Below are 15,805 nucleotides of genomic sequence, written 5' to 3' on the forward strand. Positions count from 1 at the left end.
TCTTGTTTATACTAAAATGGTTATTTTGTACGTGATTGTCTACGTGAACATGTGAATTTTGGAGGGGAAAGTATACAATGAAAGCAACTTGGGAAAAGATAGAGAAGAACCTTGGGGTTCTTGAGGTTGAAGTGGGTGCAGATCGTGTAACTGCAGCACTCGACAAAGCTTTTAATAAAGTAGTTAAACAAGCAAACGTACCTGGATTCCGTAAAGGTAAAGTTCCACGTCCAATCTTCGAAGCTCGTTTTGGTGTGGAAAGCTTGTATCAAGAAGCAATTGACATTTTGCTTCCTGAAGCTTACACAGAAGCAATCGACCAAACGGATATCTTTCCGGTTGACCGCCCAGATGTAGATGTGGAACAATTCGCTAAAGGACAAGTATTCAAGTTCAAAGCGAAAGTAACGGTTAAACCTGAAGTTACACTGGGTGACTACAAAGGCGTTGAAGTTGCTGTAGCCAAACATGAAGTAACGGATGTAGAAGTGACTGAAGAACTCGAGCGTCTTCAACAACGTCACGCAGAACTCGTTGTTATCGACGAAGGCTCTGCACAAAACGGCGATGTTGCTGTAATCGACTTTGACGGCTCCGTTGATGGTGTACCGTTCGAAGGCGGACAAGCTGAGCGTTATTCCCTGGAACTTGGTTCCAACACGTTCATCCCAGGATTTGAAGAACAGGTTTTGGGTCTGTCCACAGGCGACTTCAAAGACGTTGAAGTAACTTTCCCAGAGAGCTACCATGCGGCTGAACTGGCTGGCAAACAAGCGGTATTCAAAGTGAAAGTGCATGAAATCAAACGTAAACAACTTCCTGAACTGGATGACGAGTTTGCAAAAGATGTTAGCGAATTCGATACGCTTGAAGAGTACAAAGCTGATCTGAAAACACAATTGGAATCCCGTAAAGCAGACGAAGCCAAAGCAGCTCAAGAAAATGCTGTTGTAGAAAAAGTGGCTGAAAATGCTGAAGTGGACATTCCAGCAGCAATGGTTGAAAGTGAAGTACAAAACATGATGCGTGATTTCGACAACCGTCTGCGCAACCAAGGTATGAACCTGGAAATGTTCCTGAGCTTCTCCGGTCAAACTCAAGCTGACCTGAGAGGACAAATGCAGGAAGATGCTTCCAAACGTGTTCGCAACAACCTGGTTCTTGAAGCAGTTGGTAAAGCGGAGAACATCGAAGTGTCTGACGAAGAAGTTAACCAAGAACTCGAAAAAATGGCTGAATCCTACAAGCGTCCTGCTGAAGAGATTCGTGGCATTCTTGAGGGTAATGGTTCCCTGGACAGCCTTCGTGATGAAGTGAAACTGCGTAAAACGATTGATGTTCTCGTTGAGAACAGCAAAGTCGTTGAAGCTGTTGAAGCTCCAGCTGAAGAAGTTGCTGCAGAAGCTGACGAAAAATAAGACAAGCTGTTATGTAATGAACAGCTGAATAAACGATAAGGCACGTGAATCATTGCGTGCCTTATTTTTAAATTATGGCATCCATTTTATAGAGGATTCAGTAATAATATGGATGTAATTCTTTGTGGTGTCGCTGATGCATATTCAACGTCCTATGGTTCTCCTGCAAATAAAAAAAAGGCGAAACGGCATAGGATTGCTCCGATTTGCACATACATAGAAAACATGGTTAAATATGATCAGGCTAAAAAGTAAACTCACTTAGGCTTTACACCGCTTGTGAAAAATGACATTGTCACAGGAACGTGTTAGAATGAATTTGGGTTTGCTTTACAGGTAGCCTATGTCTAATTACATGTAGAAAAGAGGTTGGTCTCATGAGTCTGGTGCCAATGGTTGTAGAACAAACCAATCGAGGCGAGCGTTCTTACGATATATATTCGCGTTTGCTGAAGGATCGCATTATTTTTCTAACCAGTGCGATTGATGACGATGTAGCCAATCTTGTCATAGCACAGCTTTTGTTTTTGGCAGCCGACGATCCTGAGAAGGATATCAGCCTGTACATTAATTCACCTGGTGGTTCTGTCACCGCAGGGATGGGTATATACGATACGATGCAATATATCAAACCGGATGTATCAACCATTTGCGTAGGTATGGCAGCAAGCATGGGCTCGTTATTGCTGACAGCCGGTGCTCCTGGCAAACGATATGCACTGACGAACAGTGAAGTGATGATTCATCAGCCGCTTGGCGGCGTTCAAGGACAGGCTGCGGATATCAAAATTCACGCGGAATGGATTATTAAAACACGTCAAAAACTGAATCAAATATACGTCGATCGTACAGGTCAACCCCTTGAGAAAATCGAGCGGGACACAGACCGTGACTTTTTCATGAGTGCTGAGGAAGCCAAAACGTACGGCATTATTGACCAGGTGCTCAGCAGACCGATCAATTCCTAAAGGGGTGGTTTCATGTTTAAATTTAACGATGAGAAAGGGCAATTGAAATGCTCTTTTTGCGGTAAATCTCAGGAACAGGTGCGCAAACTGGTCGCTGGACCAGGCGTTTACATTTGTGATGAATGTATCGAACTTTGCACTGAAATCGTTGAGGAAGAGCTCGGTCATGACGAAGAACTGGACCTCAAAGATATTCCAAAACCAAAAGAAATCCGTGATATTCTGGACCAGTACGTTATTGGACAGGATCAGGCGAAGAAGTCTTTGTCTGTTGCGGTTTACAATCACTATAAACGGATCAACACACAAAGCAAGATTGAGGACGTTGAATTGCAAAAGAGTAACATTTTGCTGTTAGGACCTACGGGTTCAGGTAAAACGTTGCTTGCGCAAACGATGGCCAAAATCCTTAATGTTCCTTTTGCTATTGCGGATGCGACTTCATTGACAGAAGCTGGTTATGTCGGCGAGGATGTAGAGAACATTCTGCTCAAGCTGATTCAAGCTGCTGACTATGATGTGGAAAAAGCAGAGCGCGGCATTATTTATATCGATGAAATTGATAAAGTAGCACGTAAATCCGAGAACCCATCCATTACACGGGATGTATCGGGTGAAGGAGTTCAACAGGCACTTTTGAAAATCCTGGAAGGAACTGTAGCTTCTGTACCACCACAAGGTGGCCGTAAGCATCCACATCAGGAATTCATTCAAATTGATACCACCAACATCTTGTTCATTTGCGGCGGTGCCTTTGATGGGCTGGAGCAAATGATCAAACGCCGGATCGGTAAAAAAGTCATTGGCTTTAACACCGTTACGGAACAAAAAGATCTTAAACCAGGTGAATATCTGGGTATGGTATTGCCGGAAGACTTGCTGAAATTTGGTCTAATTCCGGAGTTTGTAGGCCGTTTGCCAGTCATCTCCACTTTGGAGCCACTGGACGAAGACACATTGGTACGGATTCTTTCCGAGCCGAAAAATGCGCTTACGAAACAATACCAAAAGCTGCTTGAGCTGGATAATGTGAATCTGGTGTTCGAACCAGGAGCATTGCTGGCGATTGCGAAGGAAGCCATTAAACGTAACACAGGTGCACGTGGACTGCGCGCGATTATCGAGGGCATTATGCTTGAGATTATGTACGAAGTGCCTTCCCGTGATGATGTTACGAACTGTGTCATTACTGAAGAGGTCGTTGAGAAGAGAGTCGTGCCTGAATTGAGTCAAAGGAAGGACGACAAGCAGGAAGAAAGTGCCTAACTACAGGTGAATATTCCGTTTCAACACTGAAATATAGACTTGTCAGTTCTCCACTCCTGGCAGAAGACGATTTCATGTCTCTGTCAGGGTGGAGCTTTGACGTTGTGGGGAGAGAAATCACTCATGTTTTTAAGACAAGATACACGTCCCGTAAAAGTGGGGAACTTAACGATTGGTGGCAGCAACGATGTCATCATTCAGAGCATGTGTACAACGAAAACGGCAGACGTAGAGGCAACCGTTGCAGAGATTTTGCGTTTGGAAGAAGCAGGCTGTCAAGTGGTGCGTGTAACGGTGAACAATGAGGAAGCTGCCGCAGCCATCAAGGAAATCAAGAAACGGATCCATATTCCGCTCGTAGCGGATATCCATTTTAATTATAAACTGGCTCTTCTTGCGATTGAGAACGGCATCGATAAAGTGCGGATTAATCCCGGTAATATCGGTAAACGTTCCAAAGTTGAGGAAGTCGTCAAAGCTTGTAAAGAGAAGGGTATTCCGATTCGGATCGGGGTAAACGCAGGTTCTCTGGAAAATCATTTGCTTGAAAAATATGGTTATCCAACAGCTGATGCTATGGTAGAAAGTGCACTTTATCACATTGGTATTCTTGAGGAATTGGATTTCCACGATATTATCGTGTCTCTCAAAGCTTCGGATGTACCGATGGCGATTGAAGCTTATACCAAAGCGGCTCAAATCATTCAGTATCCTTTACACCTGGGGATTACCGAGGCGGGCACATTGTTCTCGGGTACAATCAAAAGTTCTGCGGGTATGGGTGCCTTGTTATCTATGGGCATTGGTTCGACGATGCGGATATCGCTTAGTGCGGATCCGGTTGAAGAAATTAAGGTTGCTCGTGACCTGCTCAAAACCTTTGGTCTGATCTCCAATGCAGCTACGCTGATTTCCTGTCCAACCTGTGGACGTTTGGATATCGATCTCTTCTCCATTGCTAATGAGGTGGAAGAGTATATTTCCAAACTCAAGGTGCCGATTAAAGTATCGGTGCTGGGTTGTGCGGTTAACGGTCCGGGTGAAGCGAAGGAAGCGGATATCGGTATTGCCGGTGCACGCGGGGAAGGTTTGTTATTCCGTCATGGTAAAATGATCCGTAAAGTGCCGGAAGAAATCATGGTTGAGGAATTGAAAAAAGAGATCGACATCATCGTGGAAGCCTATGAAACCACAGGAGTTATTCCTGGTCGCTCGCACTGATTGATTCATATCACTTCTGTAACAGCCCGTCATCAATGACGGGCTGTTTTTTGTTCTTCAACATACAATTTCCAGATCACCCGTTTACGTCTCGGTGAAAAGGCTATACTACCAAGTATTAGCATGATCTCATATGAGAATAGGGATAGAACAGGAGGATGTTGAGACATGGAATTTGGTATGGTCATAATGATGATCCAGTTATTTTTTGGTGTGGTGATCGGTTTGTATTTCTGGAATTTGCTTCGTGGCCAGAAAACGAATCGCAGTGCGGTGGAGCGTGAATCCCGCAAGGAACTGGAGAAGCTGCGGAAGCTGCGCTCCATTTCACTCACCAAGCCTCTGGCAGAGAAGACGCGTCCAGCAACCATCAATGACATTGTAGGGCAAAAAGACGGACTTCGCGCTCTTAAAGCCGCGTTATGCAGTGCTAATCCCCAGCATGTCATTATATATGGACCACCAGGGGTGGGGAAAACAGCCGCTGCAAGGGTGGTTTTGGAGGAAGCCAAAAAGAATCCGTCATCGCCCTTTAAGGCAGATGCCAAATTCACGGAACTTGACGCCACGACGGCGCGTTTCGATGAACGGGGTATTGCTGACCCTTTGATTGGTTCAGTGCATGATCCGATCTATCAGGGAGCGGGAGCGATGGGCGTAGCAGGTATTCCACAACCGAAACCGGGTGCCGTTACGAAGGCACATGGGGGAATGCTGTTTATTGATGAGATCGGTGAACTGCATTCCATTCAGATGAATAAACTGCTGAAAGTCTTGGAGGACCGCAAGGTCTTTTTGGAAAGTGCGTACTATAACTCGGAAGACACGCATACTCCTGCTTATATCCACGATATTTTTCAAAATGGTCTGCCAGCCGATTTTCGTCTTGTCGGAGCGACGACTCGTTCGCCCCATGAACTGCCTCCAGCCTTGCGCTCGCGGTGCATGGAGGTCTATTTCCGTCCATTGCTTCCTGAAGAGATTGGGCGAATTGCGGAAGATGCTGTTCAGAAAATCGGGTTCAGTCCATGTCCAGAAGCCGTTGATGTAGTCAAGCGATATGCAACCAATGGACGCGAGGCGGTTAACATTATTCAGCTCGCTGCTGGGCTGGCCTTGACCGAAAAACGTGAAACGCTGCAGGCGTCGGATGTGGAATGGGTTGCTGGCAGCAGCCAGATTCAGCCCCGGCCAGATCGCAAGGTGCCTTTGCAGCCACAGATTGGTTTTGTGAATGGCTTGGCCGTATATGGACCCAATATGGGCACCATTTTGGAGATTGAAGTATCCGCTGTTCCGGCTCTTCGAGATCAGGGACGGATTAACATCACGGGAGTTGTGGATGAAGAAGAGATTGGAGGCGGTTCGCGCACACTCCGGCGAAAAAGTATGGCTAAAGGATCGGTTGAAAATGTGTTAACCGTATTAAAGGCCATGGGCATTCGTCCTAACGACTATGATTTACACGTCAACTTCCCAGGTGGAACGCCAATTGATGGTCCATCTGCCGGGATTGCCATGGCCACAGCCATTACATCAGCCATCCAGGGGCGTCCGATTGATCACGAGACAGCGATGACTGGCGAGATCAGTATCCATGGACGGGTAAAACCAATCGGCGGTGTACTTGCCAAAGTGGAAGCTGCATTCCAGGCGGGTGCAAAGACGGTCATTATTCCCGCCGAGAACTGGCAGTCCATCTTTGAAAATCTGGATGGCTTACGCGTTGTTCCGGTCGATACCGTTGAAGACGTGTTCCGTGAAGTATTTGACTGGGTACCTAATGAAGAGCAAACAAAACAATTAAACCTTGCGGAGGAGTCAGCGACACCTGCACCGGAGATTTTTCCACCTGCATCCGCTTCATATTTACGTGTCGACTTGCCCCGTCCAGGACAGGTTACAGATTCGGGAAGCTGTTAGGCGCTTCCCTTCATTGGTTTTTTATGTGAACATTTGATAGAATAATGAATGACTACAACCTGAGAGCCATTGGAGGTGCGAAAGCGATGGGACCGAGCAAAGCGAAAGGTCGTCGTTTTCCTTTACTGCCTTTAAGAGGACTTCTCGTCTACCCGAGTATGGTACTGCATCTCGATGTGGGCCGGGAGAAATCGGTCAAGGCTTTAGAAAAAGCGATGGTAGAAGAACATTTGATTCTCCTATGTTCCCAAGCCGAGGTAAATATTGAAGAACCAACACAAGAGGATATTTTCAGAATCGGAACGGTTGCCAAGGTCAGACAGATGCTGAAGCTTCCAAACGGGACGATTCGTGTACTTGTGGAAGGCTTGGAACGGGCTGAAATCATTGAATATACGGATAACGAGGAATATTACGAAGTGCTGGCACAAGAGCTTCCTGAAGAGGAGAACAGTCATCCAGAAACGGATGCGCTGATGCGTACGGTTCTGAACCAGTTCGAAAATTATATTAATCTGTCCAAAAAGGTTACACCCGAGACACTTGCAGCTGTGTCTGATATCGAAGAACCAGGTCGATTGGCCGATGTTATTACAAGTCACCTGTCCTTGAAAATCAAGGACAAACAGGAGATTTTGGAAACCATCGACGTTCGTGAACGGCTGGAGAAGCTGCTGGACATCCTGAACAATGAGCGGGAAGTACTGGAGCTTGAACGCAAAATCAGTCAGCGTGTGAAGAAACAGATGGAGAAAACCCAGAAGGAATACTACCTTCGTGAGCAGATGAAGGCGATTCAGAAAGAGCTGGGTGAGAAAGAGGGCCGTGCCGGCGAGGTTGAGGAGCTCCGAGATCAGATGGAGGCTCTAAGCTTGCCGGACAAGGTGAAGGAAAAGGTTGAGAAAGAAATTGATCGACTGGAGAAGATGCCATCTAGTTCTGCCGAAGGCGGGGTTATCCGCAACTATGTCGATTGGTTGCTGGGGCTGCCTTGGACACAGATGACAGCGGACGATCTGGATATTCAAAAGGCTGAAGATGTGCTAAACGCAGATCATTACGGTTTGGAAAAACCGAAAGAGCGTGTGCTGGAATATCTGGCTGTTCAGAAGCTGGTGAAAAAGCTTAAAGGGCCAATCCTTTGTCTTGTTGGACCTCCAGGGGTCGGCAAAACGTCGCTTGCCCGCTCCATTGCCAGATCACTCGGACGCGAGTTTGTCAGAATATCGCTGGGTGGTGTGCGAGATGAAGCGGAAATTCGCGGACATCGTCGTACCTATGTTGGAGCAATGCCAGGGCGTATCATTCAGGGCATGAAAACGGCGGGTTCACTCAATCCAGTTTTCCTGCTGGACGAGATCGATAAAATGGCTTCGGACTTCCGCGGAGACCCTTCCGCAGCGTTGCTTGAGGTACTTGATCCCGAACAGAATAACACGTTCAGTGACCACTTTGTAGAATTGCCGTTTGACTTATCTAACGTTATGTTCATTACAACGGCCAACACAGTGCATAACATCCCACGTCCGCTTCTGGATCGGATGGAAATGCTCAATATTCCAGGATATACTGAACTGGAGAAGCTGCAAATTGCCAAAAACTATTTGCTGCCGAAGCAGAAGCAGGATCACGGTCTGGAAGAAGATCAGTTGAATATTGGGGATGACAGCTTGCTGCGTGTCATTCGTGAATATACACGGGAATCCGGTGTGCGGAATCTAGAACAGCAGATGGCGTCTTTGTGCAGGAAAGCGGCTAAAAACATCGTATCCGGTGTAGAAGGCCAAATTAATATCGCATCGGATGAAGTCAAAGACTACCTTGGCCCTGGCAAGTTCCGCTATGGCATGGCCGAACTGGAAGATCAGATCGGTACGGTGACAGGTCTCGCTTGGACTGAAGTGGGTGGGGATACGCTTGTCATTGAAGTGACGGTCGTACCTGGAACAGGTAAACTGACGCTGACAGGTAAACTGGGCGATGTCATGAAAGAATCCGCTCAGGCAGCATTCAGCTATACCCGGTCCAAAGCTGCACAGCTCGGCATCCCGTCTGACTTCCACGAGAAGAACGATATCCATATTCACGTTCCGGAAGGAGCCATTCCGAAGGATGGACCATCTGCCGGGATTACAATGGCGACTGCGTTGATCTCTGCTTTGACGAACAAGCATGTCTCCAAAGACGTTGCCATGACTGGTGAAATAACGCTGCGTGGCCGTGTGTTGCCAATTGGAGGACTTAAGGAAAAATCACTGGCGGCCCACCGCGCCGGTTACAAAAAAATATTATTGCCCAAGGATAACGAACGGGACCTGCGGGATATTCCGGATAGCATCAAGGAAGATGTGGAATTTGTTCCTGTAGCCCATATGGATCAAGTGCTGCAACATGCGCTTGTGGAACAGGCAGGAATACACCTGTAACCCGTTAAACGAGGGATCGTATGAAGAGTAAACCGTTCTGCGGAAGCTTTGGCGTCCGTTGGAACGGTTTTTTTGGTATGATAGAACAATCCATGGCATAATACGAACAGCAGCCATAAGTAAGAGCACAGGAGTTCAAGAGAGGACAGATACATTATGAAAGTAAATCAATCTGAATTTATTATCAGTGCCGTTCGGCCTGAACAATACCCCGAGGATGGCCTGCCCGAGATTGCATTGGCGGGACGATCCAATGTAGGGAAATCATCTTTGATCAACCGTTTGATTAATCGCAAAAATTTGGCTCGGACGAGTTCCACCCCTGGTAAGACACAGCAACTGAACTATTATAAGATCAATCAGGATCTCTATTTTGTGGATTTCCCTGGCTACGGTTATGCCAAAGTGTCGAAGCAGCAGCGATTTGCCTGGGGCAAAATGATGGAGAAGTATTTGCTGGAACGGAAAGAATTGAAACTGGTTATGCAAATGGTGGATATGAGACATGAACCTTCCAAGGATGACATGATGATGAATGACTGGCTTCGCCATCATGGCTTGCCTCTCGTTGTAGTAGCGACGAAGATGGACAAGATTCCAAAAACGCGTAGAGCCAAACATATCAAAGTCATCAAAGAAGCTTTGGATCTCCGTCCTGGGGATCTGTTCGTACCGTTTTCATCGGAAGAAGGTTTAGGTAAGGAAGAATTATGGGAGATCATCACCCGCTATGCTGGAATCGGTCAAGCTGTAGCGGAAGAAGAGCCTGAGGCTGAGAGTCAAGAAGACCACGAAATTAACGGATAACCGGGGATTACGCCATGTGTATGCAGGAAAGTGAGCAACTTGGGTGTATCTTTGAGGAGATCAAGGAATAATCCATATTTTGCTGGGTTTTCGTGGAAATTCATCGTTTTATTCTGGGGTGAAATAGCAATACGGTAGTGTATAATGAGTATAGGTGCATTTGTGCCAACAGTACTAAAGTAGCGGCCTTGCCGACCTGAAGAATTTTGAGATCACTGCCACATGTGCAGGAAGACAAAACAATCGGGAAAGAATTGAGGAGATTTTTATGGCTCAGCGATTAGCCACAGAGTATGTTAAAGCCACTTTGAAATTGTCAGAACCCCAGATGCATCAGTTTTTGCGCATGACAGAAGATGGCCGGCTTCATCAACGTGTGAAGGTGATGGAGAATGGCTGCCAGGAAATTGTGCTCGTAGATGTGAGTGGAGAAGAAGTTCATTTCCCTTTTGACCGTAGGGAAGGGTTTTACATCTGTGAGTTATCTTGCCGCCTGGTGAATCATCATCTGACGAACGTAGTTCGGAAGCTCTTTATGACCTTTAAGGGTGACGGCGTTGTTCATCGAATTTATAAAGAGTTCACCATGACGTATGTTTATACTCAGGGCGTTGTCCGTAAAATTGTGGAGCAGACCGGTGAAAATATCCGTGTCATCTACGAATACAAAAATACGATTCTTGAATTGCAGCGTGTGTTCCAGGCTCGGGATATTGAACGCGAGATAAACCGGGTATACGCCGAGGTTGATTCGTTACTCGATACAAGAAAAGATGCGTCTACTTCTGAACAACTCCGGCAGATTGATGAAAAGCTTGCTCTTCACCAGAAACGGCTGTTTGAGCTTGAGGCCTATTGACCTGAAGGTGTGAATGATACAAGTATTTAAATAACCGTCCCCTTATGCTCTGATCTGGCACATTCCAGGCGGCAGCGAAAGGGGATTTTTTTGAATTTGAGAGTCTAACGGACACTGAATTTTTTTATTTTTTGTTCTTCTTAAAAGGGGTTGCATTCCTTTTGATTAGATGTTATTTTTAATCTCGTTGAAAAGAATATAGGAACCAGGATTCACTCAGGACATTATATGTTGCGAGAGATTTTTCCCTCGGGAAGTGAATGACGTAGGTCCTAGCGGATGAAATTTTCAAACATTTTATTCCTAGGAAGGGGGCGCCGAAGGATGGAATATTCAACTTTCGGAAGACACGTTGCTGTTGATGTTTGGGGTGTAGACTTTGATCTATTGAACAGTGCGGAGTATTTGCAAGCTCAACTGGTTGAAGCAGCGGAGGCATGTGGCGCGACAGTAATGTCCGTACAATCCAAGCAGTTTGAACCACAAGGAGCGACAGTGCTTGTACTACTGTCTGAGAGTCATCTCTCGATTCATACGTATCCTGAGAGAGGGTTTGCAGCGATTGATTGTTACACTTGCGGGGAGACCGTAGACCCACAACTGGCCATTGATTACCTGGTATCCGTATTAAAACCGGAAAAAACGTACGCAAAAAAACTGGTACGTGGATTGGGCGAATTGCATGTTGAGACACCAGAAATGAAACCAAATGATCTGCTATACATGATTTAATTACGACAGCATGAATAATGTTCACATATCGGGATGAACCCAGAATCATCTTAAACCCAAATAGTCATGGAATCTTCCATGGCTATTTTTTTATATGGGGTTTTCATGAATCTTTATTATTAAAACAAGTATTTAACGCATAAGGGCGAAGATTGGTGAGACACTACAATAAATGACAATGCATAAGATGATTTACATGTGGATTTCATAAACATTTCATAAAAATGGCCCGGCCATTGTATGGATGTGTGATATAATTAACCATGTCAATCATAAATGGATGAACATATGTAGAAAACACTTTGATTGGAAATTTATTAGGCAGGTGAACTTGCAATGCACATCGTTGTCGTTGGTTTGAATTATCGCACGGCGCCTGTAGAGGTTAGGGAACGATTCACATTTGCAGAAAAGGACTTGTCTGAAGCGCTGCAGCAGCTCAAGCTGACCAAGAGTGTATTGGAAGGTGTAATCGTAGCCACATGTAACCGTACCGAGTTGTATGTTGTGGTAGACCGTCTTCACATGTGTGGTTATTTTATTCGGACGTTCATGGAACAGTGGTTTAATGTTCCGCGGGAAGAATTTACGCAACACTTATATATATATGAAGATGATCAAGCCATGCGCCATTTGTTCCGTGTCATTTGTGGGCTGGACTCTATGGTTATTGGCGAGACTCAGATTCTTGGACAAGTGAAACAGGCTTTTTTCAAAGCTCAGGAAGAGAAAGCTACGGGGACCTGGTTTAACATGCTGTTCAAACAGGCTGTTACACTAGGGAAACGCGCGCATTCGGAGACTTCGATCGGAGAGAGCGCGGTATCAGTAAGTTATGCTGCTGTTGAACTGGGCAAGCGTATCTTTGGCATGTTCACGGATAAGAAGGTGCTGATTCTGGGTGCCGGCAAAATGAGTGAACTTACAGTAAAACATCTTTATACTAACGGAGCCTCTGAAGTCATTGTAGCGAATCGAACACTTGCGCGAGCTGAGGAATTGGCCGCGAAGTTTCGGGGGACCCCTTGTACGATGGAGCAGGCATTAGAGCGACTGAACGAGGTGGATATTGTTATCAGCTCGACGGGTGCAGAAAGATATGTACTGGACGCCACCGTTGTTCGAGAGAGCATGAAGCGTCGTCAATCACGCCCTCTGTTCCTGATTGATATTGCTGTTCCGCGGGATATTGATCCGGCGATCGGCGAGTTATCCAATGTATTCCTTTATGATATTGATGATTTGGAAGGAATCGTGGAGAGTAACCTGGAGATGCGTAAGGTGGAAGCTGCGAAGATCGAGAAAATGATTGAACTTGAGATGGAAGACTATTATCAATGGCTCAAAACATTGGGCGTTCGGCCTGTAATTCGGGCATTGCAGGAAAAAGGCGCTTCCATTCATGAAGAAACGATGGATAGCCTGTTCAATAAATTGCCTGAACTGGATGAACATCAGCGTAAAGTTATCCGTCGTTTGACGAAAAGTATCGTGAATCAAATGACGACAGATCCGATCAACCGGATTAAGGAAATGGCTGGTACCAAGCACGGTGATGAAGCACTGCGCATGTTTACTCAGATCTTTGCTCTGGAGGATGCAGTAGAGGTGGCCGCTGAGAAAGTAAACCAGAGCGACGCCACGGCTCTGCGCAAACCGGATGCCGTTCATCTTAATGATTCCCGGCAAGACCACGTGCCGGCTTATGCTCCGGCAGGCGTATAAGGCGGGTGGGCAGCTTGACCCTAGCTGAACAAATCTATGAAGCTTTAATCTATATGTATGCCCTGAGCCTACTGTTCTATTTCTCGGACTGCATTCGACGCAATGCGGGGGCGAAGCGGACAGGCACAGGGTTTCTTGTTGTTGTATGGGCGCTTCAGGTGCTCCATGTCATTTTACGCATGTTAACCGAAGGGCATTTTCCAATCTACACCACGTTTGATTTTTTGTTTATATTTTCATTCAGTATCGTGCTGATGTCCCTGGTAATGACCCGTATCCAGCGTTCTGAATTTGTTATTTTGTTGCTGAACGTGGTTGGTTTCTCGGTTACGGTGTTGAACCGTTTGTGGTTTACAGCAGGCGAGATATCTCTGCATAATTGGCAGACCGTGCATGGATTGCTTATTATGCATATTACCTTGGCGAATCTTGGTTTCGCAGCTCTGACGGTTGGTGCTGTATTTGCCATGTTATATCTGTTTTTGCACCGCAAGCTCAAGAATAAAAAGTGGAATGATACCGTACGTCGTCTGCCGAGTCTGGAAGTGATCAGCAAATATATGGATGGTGCTACACTGATTGGCACACCTCTCCTTGGTGTTTCAATCATGCTCGCGGTATTGTCTATTGTAGCCGAAACGCGCTGGAGCCTGCTCTTGGATCTCAAGGTTATTGCCACAGGGCTTGCCATGGCGATTTATGTGGGATACTTCGTCTTTAAGAGAAGGAAACAGTTCTCCACAGTCATTATGGCGAGATGGACGCTCATCGGATACGGTTTTGTCATTATCAGTTTTTTATCCAATGCGTATTCAGCGTTTCATCGTTGGACGGGAGAGTGAAGGAGATGGAACGCTACACCCCCATATTTGTAGATATATCAGGGAAGTCTTGCTGCGTGGTTGGGGGCGGACGTGTTGCTGAACGTAAAATAAAAGGTCTGCTTCATGCGCAAGCGCAAATCAAGGTGATTAGTCCGGAAGTTACGCCAACGTTACAACAATTGCATCTTGATTCCCGAATTCAATGGCTGGCCCGGTCCTACCGCAATGGAGATTTGCGGGGGGCCTTTCTCGTATATGCAGCAACGGACCATAGTGAAGTGAATACAGCGGTTGTCCAAGAAGCCGAGGATGCGGGTATACTGGTGAATGACGCCATATCTTCTGAACGAAGCACCTTTATTACACCAAGTGTGGTCAGGCGTGGAAGGCTGAGCATTGCGATATCGACTGCTGGAGCTGGGCCTGTGGCCGCAGCAGAAATTCGTGACACATTGGAACAGCAATTCGGAGATGAGTACGAGACGTATATTGAATTTTTGTATCAGATGAGGATGGAAGTAAAGGCACGTGTATCTTCTCCAGAAGTCAGGGGGAAATTACTCCGTCGTTTAACCGAGATGAATGTGCTGGTAGATATCCGTACAGGTCAGTTTGAGTGGTGGACAGAAGAACAAATTGGGGACTGGATTTCCCATAATCAGGAGGACGTGTAGACATGCGGACAATAAAAGTGGGAAGCAGACAAAGCGCACTTGCTTTGACCCAGACAGGCCATGTAATTCAAGATTTACGTGATATTTGTGAGCGAGAAGGACTAGCGTTTGACTTTGAAGTACATAAAATCGTTACAAAAGGGGATTTGATTCTCGATGTAACCCTGTCCAAAGTTGGAGGCAAAGGTCTGTTTGTCAAAGAGATTGAACAGGCGATGCTGGATCGCACGATAGATATGGCTGTTCATAGCATGAAGGATATGCCTTCTGAGTTGCCCGAAGGGTTAACGAACGGAGCTGTTCCTCGCCGGGCAGATCCCCGTGACGCACTAATTTCGAATGGTGGACTTACCTTGGATCAATTGCCGGAAGGTGCAAGAGTGGGGACGAGCAGTCTGCGTCGCTCCAGTCAATTGAAAGCATACCGTCCGGATCTGCAGCTTGAATCACTTCGTGGTAATATTGATTCCCGTCTGCGCAAGCTGGAGACCGAAGGGCTGGACGCCATTATTTTGGCTGCCGCAGGTTTGTATCGAATGGGCTGGCAGGATCGAATTACGGAATATCTGTCAGAGGAAGCTTGTCTTCCTGCAGTGGGTCAGGGTGCGCTCGGCATTGAGTGCCGTGAGGAAGATGCGGAACTGCTTCATCTGTTGCAGTTGTACAACGACCCAGAAACGGCATTTCCTGTGTTGGCTGAACGTCGCTTCCTTAGTGTATTGAATGGGGGCTGTCAGGTTCCGATTGGAGCTCATGCCGTATGGGTGCCACAGCAAGATGCAGATTCCGCGAATGGACAAAACGCGTTACAATTAACAGGTATGGTCGGAACGCCGGATGGCGGGCTGATTCTTAAAGAAGCCTTGACGGGCAAAGATCCGGTTCGTCTTGGTGAAGAAGTGGCTTGGAGATTGATTGAACGGGGAGCAGAGCAGATACTGGCAGAAGTTAGGGGATGAAGA

The 15,805-nt window shown here is 46.4% G+C and carries 13 protein-coding genes; all 13 read left to right on the forward strand.

Features of this window, described 5'->3' with window-relative positions; translation table 11 throughout:
- Positions 1 to 77: 77 nt before the first annotated feature.
- On the forward strand, positions 78 to 1,418 hold the full coding sequence (gene tig / locus Q0V21_RS27030) for a trigger factor (RefSeq protein ID WP_301881425.1): 1,341 nt from the start codon (positions 78 to 80) through the stop codon (positions 1,416 to 1,418).
- A 377-nt stretch (positions 1,419 to 1,795) separates the two neighbouring features.
- Positions 1,796 to 2,386 carry an ATP-dependent Clp endopeptidase proteolytic subunit ClpP gene (gene clpP, locus Q0V21_RS27035; RefSeq protein WP_024633993.1) on the forward strand — a complete coding sequence of 197 codons (591 nt, stop codon included), beginning with the start codon at positions 1,796 to 1,798 and terminating at the stop codon, positions 2,384 to 2,386.
- A gap of 12 nt (positions 2,387 to 2,398) precedes the next feature.
- The gene (clpX, locus tag Q0V21_RS27040; RefSeq protein ID WP_024633992.1) at positions 2,399 to 3,652 is read left to right on the forward strand and encodes an ATP-dependent protease ATP-binding subunit ClpX; all 1,254 of its coding nucleotides are present in this window, start codon (positions 2,399 to 2,401) and stop codon (positions 3,650 to 3,652) included.
- Between the two features lie 123 nt (positions 3,653 to 3,775).
- Positions 3,776 to 4,873 (forward strand): flavodoxin-dependent (E)-4-hydroxy-3-methylbut-2-enyl-diphosphate synthase, encoded by a 1,098-nt coding sequence (gene ispG / locus Q0V21_RS27045; protein ID WP_301881427.1) that lies wholly within the window; start codon positions 3,776 to 3,778, stop codon positions 4,871 to 4,873.
- Between the two features lie 168 nt (positions 4,874 to 5,041).
- Positions 5,042 to 6,796: an ATP-dependent protease LonB gene (gene lonB, locus Q0V21_RS27050; RefSeq protein ID WP_301881429.1), complete on the forward strand. Its 1,755-nt coding sequence runs from the start codon at positions 5,042 to 5,044 to the stop codon at positions 6,794 to 6,796.
- An 86-nt stretch (positions 6,797 to 6,882) separates the two neighbouring features.
- Entirely contained in the window at positions 6,883 to 9,222 is a 2,340-nt protein-coding gene (gene lon / locus Q0V21_RS27055) for an endopeptidase La (protein ID WP_301881430.1), read from the forward strand.
- Positions 9,223 to 9,378: 156 nt separating this feature from the next.
- Positions 9,379 to 10,029, forward strand: a complete 651-nt coding sequence (gene yihA, locus Q0V21_RS27060) for a ribosome biogenesis GTP-binding protein YihA/YsxC (protein ID WP_285078342.1) — start codon at positions 9,379 to 9,381, stop codon at positions 10,027 to 10,029.
- 268 nt (positions 10,030 to 10,297) lie between these two features.
- Positions 10,298 to 10,888 carry a non-ribosomal peptide synthetase module gene (locus Q0V21_RS27065; protein WP_301881434.1) on the forward strand — a complete coding sequence of 197 codons (591 nt, stop codon included), beginning with the start codon at positions 10,298 to 10,300 and terminating at the stop codon, positions 10,886 to 10,888.
- 324 nt (positions 10,889 to 11,212) lie between these two features.
- Positions 11,213 to 11,620 carry an adenosylmethionine decarboxylase gene (speD, locus tag Q0V21_RS27070; protein ID WP_301881436.1) on the forward strand — a complete coding sequence of 136 codons (408 nt, stop codon included), beginning with the start codon at positions 11,213 to 11,215 and terminating at the stop codon, positions 11,618 to 11,620.
- Positions 11,621 to 11,956: 336 nt separating this feature from the next.
- Positions 11,957 to 13,345 (forward strand): glutamyl-tRNA reductase, encoded by a 1,389-nt coding sequence (hemA, locus tag Q0V21_RS27075; RefSeq protein WP_079347355.1) that lies wholly within the window; start codon positions 11,957 to 11,959, stop codon positions 13,343 to 13,345.
- Positions 13,346 to 13,359: 14 nt separating this feature from the next.
- Positions 13,360 to 14,187 (forward strand): cytochrome c biogenesis protein CcsA, encoded by an 828-nt coding sequence (ccsA, locus tag Q0V21_RS27080; protein ID WP_024633984.1) that lies wholly within the window; start codon positions 13,360 to 13,362, stop codon positions 14,185 to 14,187.
- A 5-nt stretch (positions 14,188 to 14,192) separates the two neighbouring features.
- On the forward strand, positions 14,193 to 14,843 hold the full coding sequence (locus tag Q0V21_RS27085) for a precorrin-2 dehydrogenase/sirohydrochlorin ferrochelatase family protein (protein WP_301881437.1): 651 nt from the start codon (positions 14,193 to 14,195) through the stop codon (positions 14,841 to 14,843).
- Positions 14,844 to 14,845: 2 nt separating this feature from the next.
- Complete coding sequence (gene hemC, locus Q0V21_RS27090; protein WP_301881439.1) at positions 14,846 to 15,802, forward strand: hydroxymethylbilane synthase; 957 nt, start codon at positions 14,846 to 14,848, stop codon at positions 15,800 to 15,802.
- Positions 15,803 to 15,805 lie beyond the last annotated feature (3 nt).

The organism is Paenibacillus sp. 11B, assembly GCF_030487755.1.
Classification (GTDB): domain Bacteria; phylum Bacillota; class Bacilli; order Paenibacillales; family Paenibacillaceae; genus Paenibacillus; species Paenibacillus vandeheii.